At 70.7% G+C, this 11,493-nt stretch carries 15 protein-coding genes; 7 read left to right on the top strand and 8 right to left on the bottom strand.

Annotation, left to right across the window (positions count from 1 at the left end; all coding sequences use genetic code 11):
* Nucleotides 1-32 precede the first annotated feature (32 nt).
* Entirely contained in the window at nt 33-503 is a 471-nt protein-coding gene (locus tag DEJ51_RS17555; RefSeq protein WP_150258443.1) for a MarR family winged helix-turn-helix transcriptional regulator, read from the bottom strand.
* A 98-nt stretch (nt 504-601) separates the two neighbouring features.
* On the opposite strand from DEJ51_RS17555, the gene DEJ51_RS17550 reads away from it, so the two are divergent.
* Nucleotides 602-1,444, top strand: coding sequence for an NAD(P)H-binding protein (locus DEJ51_RS17550; RefSeq protein WP_150258442.1), 843 nt, complete (start codon nt 602-604; stop codon nt 1,442-1,444).
* 31 nt (nt 1,445-1,475) lie between these two features.
* Nucleotides 1,476-1,904 (top strand): MarR family transcriptional regulator, encoded by a 429-nt coding sequence (locus DEJ51_RS17545; protein ID WP_150258441.1) that lies wholly within the window; start codon nt 1,476-1,478, stop codon nt 1,902-1,904.
* On the opposite strand, the gene DEJ51_RS17540 is transcribed toward DEJ51_RS17545, so the two are convergent.
* The 3 genes from DEJ51_RS17540 to DEJ51_RS17530 form a co-directional block, all read right to left on the bottom strand.
* On the bottom strand, nt 1,867-3,351 hold the full coding sequence (locus tag DEJ51_RS17540) for an MFS transporter (RefSeq protein WP_150258440.1): 1,485 nt from the start codon (nt 3,349-3,351) through the stop codon (nt 1,867-1,869). The genes DEJ51_RS17545 and DEJ51_RS17540 overlap by 38 nt on opposite strands.
* Nucleotides 3,352-3,464: 113 nt before the next feature.
* Nucleotides 3,465-3,950 (bottom strand): MarR family winged helix-turn-helix transcriptional regulator, encoded by a 486-nt coding sequence (locus tag DEJ51_RS17535; protein ID WP_150258439.1) that lies wholly within the window; start codon nt 3,948-3,950, stop codon nt 3,465-3,467.
* Nucleotides 3,951-4,058: 108 nt separating this feature from the next.
* Nucleotides 4,059-4,448 (bottom strand): SHOCT domain-containing protein, encoded by a 390-nt coding sequence (locus DEJ51_RS17530; RefSeq protein ID WP_150261982.1) that lies wholly within the window; start codon nt 4,446-4,448, stop codon nt 4,059-4,061.
* A gap of 112 nt (nt 4,449-4,560) precedes the next feature.
* On the opposite strand from DEJ51_RS17530, the gene DEJ51_RS17525 reads away from it, so the two are divergent.
* Nucleotides 4,561-5,109: a potassium channel family protein gene (locus DEJ51_RS17525; RefSeq protein ID WP_150258438.1), complete on the top strand. Its 549-nt coding sequence runs from the start codon at nt 4,561-4,563 to the stop codon at nt 5,107-5,109.
* A 55-nt stretch (nt 5,110-5,164) separates the two neighbouring features.
* Nucleotides 5,165-6,559, top strand: a complete 1,395-nt coding sequence (locus DEJ51_RS17520; RefSeq protein WP_150258437.1) for a chloride channel protein — start codon at nt 5,165-5,167, stop codon at nt 6,557-6,559.
* Nucleotides 6,560-6,647: 88 nt separating this feature from the next.
* On the opposite strand, the gene DEJ51_RS17515 is transcribed toward DEJ51_RS17520, so the two are convergent.
* From DEJ51_RS17515 to DEJ51_RS17505, 3 genes are all read right to left on the bottom strand, one after another.
* Nucleotides 6,648-7,082 (bottom strand): hypothetical protein, encoded by a 435-nt coding sequence (locus tag DEJ51_RS17515; RefSeq protein WP_150258436.1) that lies wholly within the window; start codon nt 7,080-7,082, stop codon nt 6,648-6,650.
* A 138-nt stretch (nt 7,083-7,220) separates the two neighbouring features.
* Nucleotides 7,221-8,591: an FAD-binding oxidoreductase gene (locus tag DEJ51_RS17510; RefSeq protein WP_150258435.1), complete on the bottom strand. Its 1,371-nt coding sequence runs from the start codon at nt 8,589-8,591 to the stop codon at nt 7,221-7,223.
* 53 nt (nt 8,592-8,644) lie between these two features.
* Nucleotides 8,645-8,890, bottom strand: a complete 246-nt coding sequence (locus DEJ51_RS17505) for a hypothetical protein (RefSeq protein WP_223835851.1) — start codon at nt 8,888-8,890, stop codon at nt 8,645-8,647.
* Nucleotides 8,891-9,147: 257 nt separating this feature from the next.
* On the opposite strand from DEJ51_RS17505, the gene DEJ51_RS17500 reads away from it, so the two are divergent.
* On the top strand, nt 9,148-9,888 hold the full coding sequence (locus DEJ51_RS17500) for a PP2C family protein-serine/threonine phosphatase (protein ID WP_150258433.1): 741 nt from the start codon (nt 9,148-9,150) through the stop codon (nt 9,886-9,888).
* A 31-nt stretch (nt 9,889-9,919) separates the two neighbouring features.
* Here DEJ51_RS17500 and DEJ51_RS17495 read toward each other — a convergent pair whose 3' ends face one another.
* Nucleotides 9,920-10,285, bottom strand: a complete 366-nt coding sequence (locus DEJ51_RS17495) for a 5-carboxymethyl-2-hydroxymuconate Delta-isomerase (protein WP_150258432.1) — start codon at nt 10,283-10,285, stop codon at nt 9,920-9,922.
* Between the two features lie 432 nt (nt 10,286-10,717).
* Here DEJ51_RS17495 and DEJ51_RS17490 point away from each other — a divergent pair, with 432 nt between their 5' ends.
* Both DEJ51_RS17490 and DEJ51_RS17485 read left to right on the top strand, forming a co-directional pair.
* Nucleotides 10,718-10,921 carry a cold-shock protein gene (locus DEJ51_RS17490; RefSeq protein WP_030011983.1) on the top strand — a complete coding sequence of 68 codons (204 nt, stop codon included), beginning with the start codon at nt 10,718-10,720 and terminating at the stop codon, nt 10,919-10,921.
* 197 nt (nt 10,922-11,118) lie between these two features.
* Nucleotides 11,119-11,490: a hypothetical protein gene (locus tag DEJ51_RS17485; protein ID WP_150258431.1), complete on the top strand. Its 372-nt coding sequence runs from the start codon at nt 11,119-11,121 to the stop codon at nt 11,488-11,490.
* Nucleotides 11,491-11,493 lie beyond the last annotated feature (3 nt).

Genomic DNA, 11,493 nt, shown 5'->3' with positions numbered 1-11,493 from the left:
GCCGCGATGCGTCCGGGGCGGCGACGACTTCGTCAGCGGTGGCGCAGCGCGTTCTGGGAGTCGACGTACTTCAGCATGAGGCGGGCGAAGTCGAGGCGGTCGCGCTCGCTCCAGTCGGCCGTCACGTACTCGAAGGCCGCGCGCTGGTGGCGCCGGAAGCGGTCCATCATCTCCCGCCCCTCGGGGCTGAGGTGGAGGATCGTACGGCGGCCGTCCTGCTGGGAGGCGGCGCGCACGAGGTAGCCGGCGGAGATGCCGTCGGACACCATGCGGCTGGCCACCGAGGGATCGACGCCCAGGTGCTCGGCCACGCCGCCGACGGTGATCTCGCGGCCGTCGCCCTGCTCGGCCTCCAGGACGATGTTGAGGACCAGGGTGCGGCTCAGGTCCTTCTGCGAGATCGGGTTCTCGACCTCCAGGAGCGAGGAGCGCCGCAGCTTCCCGAAGGCCGGGCCCACGGCGTCCAGCAGTTCCTCGTCGGTCGCCGTCTCGTGCTTCGTCATGCCCTCATCGTACATACGTGAGCCCACACAGACATGTGTTGACGTGAAAACGTGTGCATGCAAGCATGCATATGTCATCGCGAACGAATGGAGCTCTCGTGACCATCCTCATCACCGGCGCGCGCGGCCGGGTCGGCCGGGCCGTCGTCGACCGCCTGCACTCCGCAGGACTCGCCGTCCGCGCCGCCAGCGCCCGCCCCGCCGAAGCGACCGTCCCGGCCGGCGTCGAGACCGCCGGTCTCGCCCTGGACCGGCCCGAGACCTTCGCCGCGGCGCTCCGCGGCGTCCGCCAGGTCTTCCTCTACCCGCAGCCCGACGGCATCCACGACCTCGTCAAGGCCGCCGAGGACAGCGGGGTCGAGCACGTCGTCCTGCTGTCCTCGTCCTCGGTGCTGGCCCCCGACGCCGAGAACGACCCGCTCGCGAGCCACAGCCTGCAGGTCGAGCGCGCCCTTGCCGGCTCCGCTCTGACCTGTACGTTCCTGCGCCCCGACGCCTTCGCGAGCAACTCGCTGGGCTGGGCGTGGCCCATCGGCCGGTCGATGCCGGTGCAGCTCGCCCACCCGGACGCGCAGATCGCGCCCATCCACCCCGCGGACATCGCCGACATCGCCGCCCTGGCCCTGACCGGGGACTCCCTCACCGGCCGCTCCCTCACCCTGACCGGCCCCGAGTCGCTGTCCTTCCGCGAGCAGCTCGCCGTCCTCGGGCAGACCCTCGGTCGTGAGATCCCCGTCGAGCACGTCACCCGGGCCGAGGCCGAGGAGCAGATGGGCCGGCACATGCCCGCCCCGATGGTGTCCTCGCTGCTCGACCTGTGGGAGGCGGCCGAGCACGGCCCGGCCGCCATCGGCGAGACCACCGGGACCCTGCTCGGGGTGTCCGCCCGTACCTACCGGCAGTGGGCGGAGGAGAACGCGGACGCCTTCACCGGCCGCTGACCGAAGGCGATCGACCCTGGAGGAGCAGGACATGAAGCCCATCGGCTACTGGCTCAACCGCACGGACCAGGCCCTCACCGCGTCCATGGACGCCCTGTTGGCCGACTTCGGCCTCTCCCGACTCGACTGGCAGGTCCTGAATGTCGTCAAGGACGACCCGCGGGCCACCGACACCAGCGTCCTGACCACCCTGGCCGCGGGCGCCGACGCCGCGGCCCTGGCCTCGGCCGTCGCCTCGGTGCTCGCCGGCGGCTGGGTGGTCCGGCCGCGACCGGACCACCTCGCCCTGACGGACGACGGCCGGTCCCGCCTCGTGGAGGTCGCCCTGCGCGTGGACGCCTTCCGCGAGCTGTCAACGCGGGGCATCACCCGCGAGGAGTACGTCACCGCGGTCACCGTCCTGGAGCGCATGACCCGCAACCTCACCGAGCCGCGAGCGGGGTCCGCTGCTCGGCCGTGACCGGCCGCGGGGAAGCCTTCGGGCCACGCAGGACGGTCGCGGCAACGGCCAGGGCGACCAGGATCAGGACGGCGCCGACCGCGAAGGCCAGGTGGTAGCCGCCGGTCAGCGCCTCGGGGACGGGAGTGCCCGCCGCGGTGAGGGACTCCGTACGGGAGGCGGCCAGGGTGGAGAGGACCGCGATGCCCAGCGCCATGCCGATCTGCTGGGTGGTGTTGAAGAGCCCGGACGCCAGGCCCGCGTCGGCCTCCTTCGCACCGGACATGCCGAGCGACGTCAGCGCGGGGAGGGCGAGGCCGAAGCCGGCGGCGAGGAGCATCACCGGGAGCAGGTCGGTGAGGTAGTTCGCGCGCTCGGCCTGACCGGGTACGCGGGTCAGCAGTCCGAGTACGCCGACCAGGAGGACCAGACCGGCCAGCAGGACCGTGCGCTCGCCGAAGCGGGAGTTCAGGCGGGCCGAGACGGTGAGCGAGACGAGTCCGATCACGGCGGCCGCCGGCAGCATCGCGAGACCGGTCTCGGAGGCGGAGTACCCGAGCACGTTCTGCATGTAGAGCGCGACGAGGATCTGGAAGGAGAACAGTGCGGCGACCATCAGCATCTGGACCAGGTTGGCGCCGAGGACGCTGCGCGAGCGGAAGATCCGCAGCGGCATGAGCGGGTTGCGCGCCGTGGCCTGGCGGACGAGGAAACCGGCGAGCAGGGCGAGCGCGAGGGCGCCGAAGCCGAGGGTGTGGGCCGAAGTCGCCCCGTGAGACTCGATCTTGACGACCGTGTAGATCCCGAGCATCAGGCCGGAGGTGACGAGCAGCGCGCCGAGGGTGTCCGCGCCCGCCTTCAGGCCCAGTCCCCGGTCGCCCGGCAGGGACGGGAGGGCGACGAGGAGCACCGCGACACCGATGGGCAGGTTGATGAAGAAGATCCAGTTCCAGGTCAGCGCATCGGTGAGGACACCGCCGAGGACCTGCCCGATCGAGGCGCCCGCCGCGCCGGTGAAGCTGAACACCCCGATGGCACCGGCCCGTTCGCGCGGCTCGGTGAAGAGGGTGACGAGGATGCCGAGGCTGACGGCGGAGGCCATCGCGCTGCCGGCGCCCTGCAGGAAACGGGCGGCGATCAGTACCTCGGGCGAGGTGGCGAGCCCGGCCATCAGCGAGGCGGCGGTGAACACCGCGGTGCCCGCGAGGAACATCCGCTTGCGGCCGATCAGGTCGCCGAGGCGGCCGGCGAGCAGGAGCAGCGCGCCGAAGGCGATGAGGTAGGCGTTGACGACCCAGCTCAGCCCGGCGGGGGTGAAGCCGAGGTCGCTCTGGATGGCCGGCATCGCGACGGTGACGATGCTGCCGTCGAGGACCGTCATCAGCATTCCGGTGGCCAGGACGCCCAGGGCGAGCCGGCGGGAGCGCGCGGGAGGAGCGGAAGGGGAAGGGGTGGTGGCGGCAGGCATGGCGGTCTCTCCCGTTCGTAGAGGACAACGAGAAAGACCGTAACAGATAGTTTTGTTGCAGACTATCTTTTACGGATCCAGTGCGATCGCGACCCGCGGCCGGCCGTTCCCCGCTACCCCTTCTGACGCGCCCGCCGAGCCGGCCGCGGACCTTCGGCCGGGGTCTCCAGATGCCCCGTGACCAGCCGGTTCAACGCCCGGAGCAACACCTCCCGCTCCTCGCCGGGCAGGGCGCCGAGCGCGCCCTCGTGCACCTGGTCAACGATCTTCTGGCTCTCCTTGGCGACCTTCGCCCCCTCCTCGGTCACCGCGATGACCCGGGCCCGCCGGTCCGTACTGGAGGGCCTGCGCTCGGCGAGACCGGCCTTCTCCAGCGCGTCGACGGTGACCACCATCGTGGTCTTGTCCATGTCGCCGATCTCGGCGAGCTGCGCCTGGGTGCGCTCCTCCTCCAGGGCATGGACGAGCACGCAGTGCATCCGCGGGGTGAGCCCGATCTCGCCGAGCCGCGCACTCATCTGCGTACGCAGCACGTGACTGGTGTGGTCCAGGAGGAAGGACAGGTCCGGTTCGGTTCGCGTGGGCGCCATGGCTGTCATGCCTGCCAGGGTAACGAGAATCGATCCGTCGCGGATTATCGGCAACCGAACTACAGCGAGAGGCGGTGGGGGAGGCACGAGCCTCCCCCACCGCCGCACGCCGCACGCTCAGGCCAGGATCTTGGCCTTCGCCCGGTCGAATTCCTCCTGGGTGATGTCGCCCTTGTCCTTGAGGGCGGCGAGCTTGTGCAGCTCGTCCGCCGAGCCCGAGCCGGCCCCGGCCGTCTGCTGCACGTACGAACGGAAGGCCTCCTGCTGCTCCTCGGCCTGCTTGCGGTCCCGTTCGTGCATGCTGCGCCCGCGGGCGATCAGGTACACGAAGATGCCCAGGAACGGCAGCAGCAGCACGAGGACGAGCCAGCCCGCCTTCCCCCATCCGCCCAGGGTGTGGTCACGGAAGATGTCCGTGATGACCTTGAAGAGGAGGAAGAACCACAGGACCCACACGAAGAACCACAGCATCGTCCAGAAGAAGTTGAGAAGCGGGTAGTCGTCCATGCTCGCTCCGATCATGCACGTGGTCCTTCATTCATACAGGCGACCGATGCGCTCCGCATGCCGGGGAACGACTCCGGTCGCGCGACGGGCTCCGGCCCGTTCTCCTGAAGCCATGGAACGCAACGCGGCCGATCAGCGGCGGCTCGTCCTGCTGGGCCACCTCCTGCGCTCGGTGCTCGCGGTCGCCCTGCTCACGGGGCTCTACTACGTGGTGCCCCTGGAGGGCGGTTTCGGCATCACCACCGTGCTGACGCTCGTCCTCGGCCTGGCGGTCTTCGGGTTCCTGACGGCCTGGCAGATCACCGCCATCTCCCATGCACAGTTCCCCCGGATGCGCGCGCTGGAGGCGCTGGCCACCGGCGTACCGCTGTTCCTGGTGCTGTTCTCCGCGACGTACTACCTGCTCGCCGCGCAGGACCCCGCGGCGTTCTCGGAGCCGCTGAGCCGCACGGACGCCCTCTACTTCACGATCACCACGTTCGCCACCGTCGGCTTCGGGGACATCGTCGCCACCACCCAGGGCGGCCGGGTACTGGTCACCTTCCAGATGGTCGCCGACCTGATCCTCATCGGCATCATCGCGAAAGCGCTGGTCGGGGCGATCAAAATCGGCATGCACAGGCGGAGTTCACAGGCCCCCGGCCTGGAGGACGAGTCCTGAGCGGCGGAGTACGCCCCCCGGGTGGACCATCGAGGAAGCGGAAAGGAAGTGAGCCATGCCGCAGTCGCGTCCTCGATCCGAACCGCCCCCCGGCGGGACGCAGCCGCAGGAGGCCGACGTCCTGAGGCAGACCCTCCGCAGTCCCGGATACCTGAAGCTGTTGTTCTTCTGCGCCCTCATCAGCATCCCGGTCTCCCTCGCGTCGTTCTGGTTCCTCGCCGCGCTGCACAACATGGAACACGCGATGTGGACGGACCTCCCCGAGGCCCTGGGCTGGGACACCCCGCCCTGGTGGTGGCCGCTGCCCCTGCTGCTGGTCGCCGGTGTCGTGGTCGGCCTGGTCGTCCCGCACATGCGCGGCAACGGCGGTCACCTGCCCGCGGCCGGTCTGCACACCGGCGGGGCCTCGGCCTCCTACCTTCCCGGCGTCATCATCGCGGCGGTGGCCAGCCTGCCGCTCGGCGCGGTGCTGGGTCCGGAGGCCCCGCTGATCGCCCTCGGCGGCGGACTGGCCCTGCTCTTCCGCAACCTCGCGCAGGTACCGGTGACCCCGCAGGGCACCGCGCTCGTCGGCGCGGCGGGAGCCGCGGCCGCCATCGCCACGATCTTCGGGAACCCGCTGATCGCCGCGGTGCTGCTGATCGAGGTGGCGGGCGTGGGCGGACCGCAGCTGTTCGCGGTGATGCTGCCGTCCCTGCTGTCCGCCGGGGTCGGGGACCTGGTCTTCACGGGCCTCGGACGCTGGACCGGGCTGAAGATCGGGAGCCTGAAGCTGGAGCTCGGGGTACCCGTGCCCCACCTGGACGTGCCCGACGTGCTCTGGGCGGTGCTCATCGCCGCGGCCCTGGCCCTCGCCCTGCACCCGGTGCTGACCGGCGCCCGGCTGATCGCCGCGTACGTCCTCCAGCGGCCCCTCCTGCGCACCGTCCAGTGCGCGCTGGCCGCCGCGGCCTGCGCCAGCCTGTACGCGCTCATCACCGGCCTCACACCCGCCGATGTCACCGGATCGGGCCAGGCGATGATCGGCAGGCTGGCCGCCGATCCGCACGCCTGGGGCGTGGGTGCGCTGATCGGCGTACTGGTCTTCAAGGGCACCGCGTACGCCATCTGCCTCGGCAGCCTGCGCGGCGGCCCCATCTTCCCGGCGCTCTGCCTCGGCGCCGTGGCGGGCGTCCTGCTCGGGCCGCTGCCCGGTCTGGGGATCGTGCCCGCGATGGGAGCGGGCATGGCGGCGACGGCCGCCAGCGCGCTGCGGCTGCCGGTGAGCAGCGTGGTGATGGTGGTCCTGATGCTCGGCGGCACCGCGATGATCCCGGTGGTGATCATCGCGGCCGTGGTCGCCTTCGTGGTCACCGAGCTGCTGCCGGTGGGGCCCCCGATCCCCGAGCTGCCCCCCGTGCCCGCGCCGCCCGCCGAGCCGGCCGCGCCCGCGGAGCCTGCCGCGAAGTAGGGCCGAACGGCGGAGAGGACCCCGTCCGGGGAGCCGGGCGGGGTCCTGCGTACGCGGGGCGGGGAGGGGGAGGGGCCCGGTCGGGCGGTCAGCAGCGCAGGCCGGTGGAGGCGGCCGCGGCGGCCTGGTCCAGCTTCTCGATCTGCGGCTGCAACTGGGTGCGCGCGTCCTTGCCGGTCGTGTCGCCGGGCAGGTCCTGGTAGCTCTTCTTGAGGTCCTCGGCCGCCGACTGGACCGCGGCGCGCTCCGCGTCCTTCAGCTGGGCCGCGTTCTCCTTGACCCCCTCCCAGTCCTTCTGGACGGCTTCATAGGCGTCCTTGACCTGGTCCTTGGTCGCGTTGGCCGGGTTCAGGGCCTTCAGCTTGGCGTTGTCGGCCTTCAGCGCGTTCAGGTCGGTGCACAGGTCCGCGGCGGCCTTGGTGGCCTCCTCCTCGGGGGAGGAGCTGTCGTCGGAGCACGCGGAGAGGCCGAGAACCGCACCGACGCAGAGCACACCGATCAGCGGGAAACGGGAACGCTTCATGGGACCTTCCTCAGTCTGACAAATCGGGTGTACCGGATCTTCCGGTACACCCGACCAAACTATGCAGACGAAGGAGCACTCCGCATCCGCACCACCACGCCCCGCGACGGGGCCGGAGGGCCGCGGGCCCGCAGGCCTCTAGGGCCGGATGTTCTGGTTCAGGTGGAACAGGTTCCCGGGGTCGTAGGCCCGCTTGACCGCGACCAGCCGGTCGTAGTTGCCCTTGTAGTTCGTCCGGATCCGGTCCTGGTCGTCGTCGGCCATGAAGTTGATGTAGCCGCCCTCCTCCGAGTGCGGGGCGGTCGCCTCGTAGTAGTCGCGCACCCAGGCCGTGCCGGACTCGTTGGTGGCCGGATCGGGCCACATGCCGGCGATCACCGTGGCGAAGGAGGCGTCCCGGTAGGCGAAGGCCGAGGCGTCCGGTGCGACGCGGTGGCAGGCGCCGTTGATCGGGTAGATGTGGACCGTCGAGTTCACCGCGGGCAGGCCCGGAGCATGCCGCAGGTGCGCGTCGATCACGTCGTCGCTGAGCTCGGTCACGAAATTGGCCTTCCAGTAGTGCTGGAGGCCGGGCGGCACGAGCGCGTCGAAGGCGCTGTTGAGCGCCGGGTAGGGCATCGGGCCGACGTGTTCGGCGACCACCGGCGCGAAGTCGTGGAAGGCCTGGAGGGCCCGCTCCCCCTCGTCGAGCGGCCCGGTCCAGCACGCCACGATCAGCGCGAAGGTGTCGCCGTGCCGGTCCTCCGGGATGAACGGGAGCGGCGGGGCTATCTGGAAGGCCGGGAAGCCGCCGAGCTGCTCCGGCGCGTCGGCGATGTGGTCGGCGAAGGAACGCAGCACGGTGGGGGCGTCCGCGAGTTCGAAGAGCATCGGTCCGCCGTAGATGTCCTTGACGGGGCTCAGCCGGAACTCGAACGAGGTCACCGCGCCGAAGTTGCCGCCACCGCCGCGGAGCGCCCAGAAGAGGTCGGCGTTCTCCTCCTCGCTCGCCACCACGAGGGAGCCGTCCGCGGTCACCACGTCGGCCGAGACCAGGTTGTCGCAGCTCAGGCCCAGTCCACGGGCCAGGTAGCCGATGCCGCCGCCGAGGGTGAGACCGCCGACGCCGGTGGTGGAGATGATCCCGCCCGTCGTGGCCAGACCGAAGGGGTACGTGGCCGCGTTGAAGTCGCCCCAGGTCGCCCCGCCCTCGGCGCGGGCCGTGCGCCCCGCGACGTCGACGCGGACGCCGCGCATCCCGGACAGGTCGGCCACCACGCCGCCGTCGCAGGTGCCGAAGCCGGGCACGCTGTGCCCGCCGCCCCGCACCGCCAGGTCGAGCCCGTTCTCGCGGGCGAAGTCGACCGCGGCCATCACGTCCCCCGCGTTGGCGCAGTGCACGACGGCCGCCGGCCTCCGGTCGATCATGGCGTTGTGGACCTTGCGCGCCTCGTCGTAGGACTCGTCGTCCGGGGTGACGACCGCCCCGCGTACCCGTTCTCGCAACTGGTCGATCGAGAGCTTGCCCATGGCTGCGGCTCCTCGCACATCACGTTACGTCGTTCGTTCCACGCTGCGCCGCGCTACGGCTGCAGGTGGCTGAAGCCCACCTCGAAGCGTTCGACCGAGACGATCCGCTGGCCCTCCCGCTGCGCGGTCTTCTCACGGATCCGGGCGGCCTCCTCCTCGCTGTCCATCATGGTCCGCTCGTCGTCCCACAAGGTCAGCGACTTGGCCACGCCCGTGGCCCGGTCGACGAGGTAGTAGACACCCCGGAATCCGGGAACGTCCTGGACCTGCCTGACAATCGCCTCGGAATTCCCGCTCACGTCCCCCTCCGCGGGGACCGGTGAACCCTGGTAGGTGCTCAGCCTCGCGAACATCTGCGGCAGTCCTTCCTCGCAGGGCCACCGGTCGGGGAACAGGCGGCTCCACGACCAGGGTGCTCCGGCGCGCCGGAGCCCGCATGCCGGAGCGGCGCGACAATGGTGGGGACGGACACGTGCGGCGTCGCGCCGCCGTCGCCCTGGCCGTCGCACTGGCCGTTGCCGTTGCCGTTGCCGTTGCCGAAAGGCGGGACGCCGAGGTGCCGTACATAGCTGTGACCGCCCTGAGTCATGTCGGGCTGGTGCGCGAGCACAACGAGGACAGCCTCGTCATCGGACCGTGGACCCTGTGCGGGACCGTGACCCAGAATCCGCAGACCCTGGTCTTCCCCTTCGGCAGACCGCTCGTCGTCGCGGTCGCCGACGGCCTCGGCGGTCAGCCGGCCGGCGAGGTCGCCAGCGAGCTGGTGGTACGCCAGCTCTCCTCGCTCGGGCCCTCACTGGACGGCCCGGAAGCCGTCGGTGACGCACTGAGCATCTGCAACCGCGCCGTGTACTCGGCCACCGAAGGGCGGCCGGAACTGGCCACCATGGGAACCACGGTCGCGGGCGCGCTCGTCCTCGCGGACTCGCTGCTGATGTTCAACGTCGGCGACAGCAAGGTGTTCCACGCGGCGCAGGACGGGCTGCGCCAGGTCAGCGTGGACGACAGCCCGCCGCCGCTCCCCGGGCACCGCACCACCTCGGCGGTCACCCAGGTCCTCGGCGGCACCCGCGGGTACAACGAGATCACCCCCCACATCGAGGCCTTCCCGGTCACCGAGGGCGATCGCTACCTGGTGTGCAGCGACGGGCTGACCGACCCGGTGCCGGCCGAGGAGATCGAGGGGCTGCTGCGGGTGCACGACGACGGCCGGGCCGCGTTCGAGCTGTGGCGGGCCGCCATCGACGCCGGCGGCCCCGACAACATCACGCTCGCGCTGCTGCGCATCGGCGCCTGAGCGCGTCCCTTCCGGATCCCGCCGGCGCGCGTCAGAGGGCCGCCACGCTCCGGGTGTAGGCCTCGCCCAAGTCCCGCACGTCCACGGAGGCGTGGACCTCCAGGCCGGCGGCCTTCGCCGTGTGACGCTCGACCAGCTCCAGCACCGCACGGGTCAGGCGGGACTTGGTCTGCGCCGTGCGGCCCCGGGCGATGGCCAGCTCGACGTGCACGACCACCGCGCGGCCGTCGGTGCCTTCGCCCACGACGGACTCCTCCAGCCGGTGGAAGCGCGTCTTGCAGTTGCCGATCGCGGTGTCGAGGATCTCGGCCACCAGCACGTGCAGTTCGAGCGCGAAGGCCCGCCGGTCGAAGGCACCGGTCAGCGAGTCCGAGTAGTCGACGACTGCGTGGGGCACGGGGACACTCCCTGCTCTACGGATTCGGGGCGACGGCCCCGGTCCCGCGCCGGTCGGCGGGTACCCGGCTGACGGTAGTCGAGGGCACCGGGCCGGGGGCGGACTCCCGGACATCGGCCGTGGGACCGCACCTCGAAAAACCTTCTGCCGTTCATATTATTTTCCGGCCCGAATTTCCGCAGTGGCCGCGACTGAATTACGCGTGGGACGCGCCGGAATTTCCCTGGCCGCCGAGACCCGCTGTGCTACGGTGACGTTCGTTGCAGTTGTGGTTCCCAAAAACTTACAAGTGCTCTCACCGGATTTTCGGTGGGCGCACTTTTCATTTCCGGTGCATGCAGTGATATCTACTCGTTCCGGTCGGGGCAATCATCACGGCGACACCGGGCCCGCACAGTGTGGATCCGGGCACTGCCCCAAAGGAGAATTCATATGGCATCTGGCACCGTGAAGTGGTTCAACGCGGAAAAGGGCTTCGGCTTCATCGAGCAGGAGGGTGGCGGCGCCGACGTCTTCGCCCACTACTCGAACATCGCCTCTTCCGGCTTCCGTGAGCTTCAGGAAGGCCAGAAGGTCACCTTCGACGTCACTCAGGGCCAGAAGGGCCCGCAGGCCGAGAACATCGTTCCCGCCTGACGACCGGCATGTGACGCCTGACGCCTGACGCCTTGCAACCGACGCCTGGCGGACGGCGCCCGCGCCGCGCGCGGACGGCCGGGGCCCGCACCCAGGGGTGCGGGCCCCGGCCGTCCGCCGTCTCCCGGAGCGCGCCGAACAGGCCACTCCCCGGAAGCCGGGCCGGTATGCGAGCACGCTTGCTAGAGTCCGTGCCCATGTCGATCCCTGACGACCTGCTCCTCGATCTCGCCGCCATGGTCGAGTCGGAGCAGACCAATCAGATGTCCCTGACCGTCGTGGTCCACGGCGCCGTCATCACAGGCCGCCTCGCCCCCGAGAGCGTCTGGCGCCAGCGGGTGGCCGAGGTCCTGCGGGACTCCGACCAGCTGGGCCCGTTCGCCGAGATCTTCAGCTCTCCCGGACGCGGCGACAGACAGCAGGCCGGGGCACCCTCACACCTTCATTTCCACGTGGCACGCATCCTCCAGGGCACCCTGGGCATCCCCGAGACCGGCGGAATGTACCGGATCGCGGTCAAGGACGTCAGCGCCTGGACCGTCGGGGACTTCAGCTACTCCGACAAATAACCC

This window comes from Streptomyces venezuelae (assembly GCF_008642275.1).
Lineage (GTDB): Bacteria > Actinomycetota > Actinomycetes > Streptomycetales > Streptomycetaceae > Streptomyces > Streptomyces venezuelae_E.
Note: the sequence above shows the minus strand (reverse complement) of the source record. Positions and strands in the feature narration are given on the sequence as shown.

Coding starts and splice junctions, on each gene's coding strand:
- DEJ51_RS17535 (WP_150258439.1), bottom strand. CDS start 3,950: ATGACAGCCATGGCGCCCACGCGAACCGAACCGGACCTGTCCTTCCTC.
- DEJ51_RS17530 (WP_150261982.1), bottom strand. CDS start 4,448: ATGGACGACTACCCGCTTCTCAACTTCTTCTGGACGATGCTGTGGTTC.
- DEJ51_RS17540 (WP_150258440.1), bottom strand. CDS start 3,351: ATGCCTGCCGCCACCACCCCTTCCCCTTCCGCTCCTCCCGCGCGCTCC.
- DEJ51_RS17485 (WP_150258431.1), top strand. CDS start 11,119: ATGTCGATCCCTGACGACCTGCTCCTCGATCTCGCCGCCATGGTCGAG.
- DEJ51_RS17525 (WP_150258438.1), top strand. CDS start 4,561: ATGGAACGCAACGCGGCCGATCAGCGGCGGCTCGTCCTGCTGGGCCAC.
- DEJ51_RS17515 (WP_150258436.1), bottom strand. CDS start 7,082: ATGAAGCGTTCCCGTTTCCCGCTGATCGGTGTGCTCTGCGTCGGTGCG.
- DEJ51_RS17555 (WP_150258443.1), bottom strand. CDS start 503: ATGACGAAGCACGAGACGGCGACCGACGAGGAACTGCTGGACGCCGTG.
- DEJ51_RS17490 (WP_030011983.1), top strand. CDS start 10,718: ATGGCATCTGGCACCGTGAAGTGGTTCAACGCGGAAAAGGGCTTCGGC.
- DEJ51_RS17520 (WP_150258437.1), top strand. CDS start 5,165: ATGCCGCAGTCGCGTCCTCGATCCGAACCGCCCCCCGGCGGGACGCAG.
- DEJ51_RS17510 (WP_150258435.1), bottom strand. CDS start 8,591: ATGGGCAAGCTCTCGATCGACCAGTTGCGAGAACGGGTACGCGGGGCG.
- DEJ51_RS17545 (WP_150258441.1), top strand. CDS start 1,476: ATGAAGCCCATCGGCTACTGGCTCAACCGCACGGACCAGGCCCTCACC.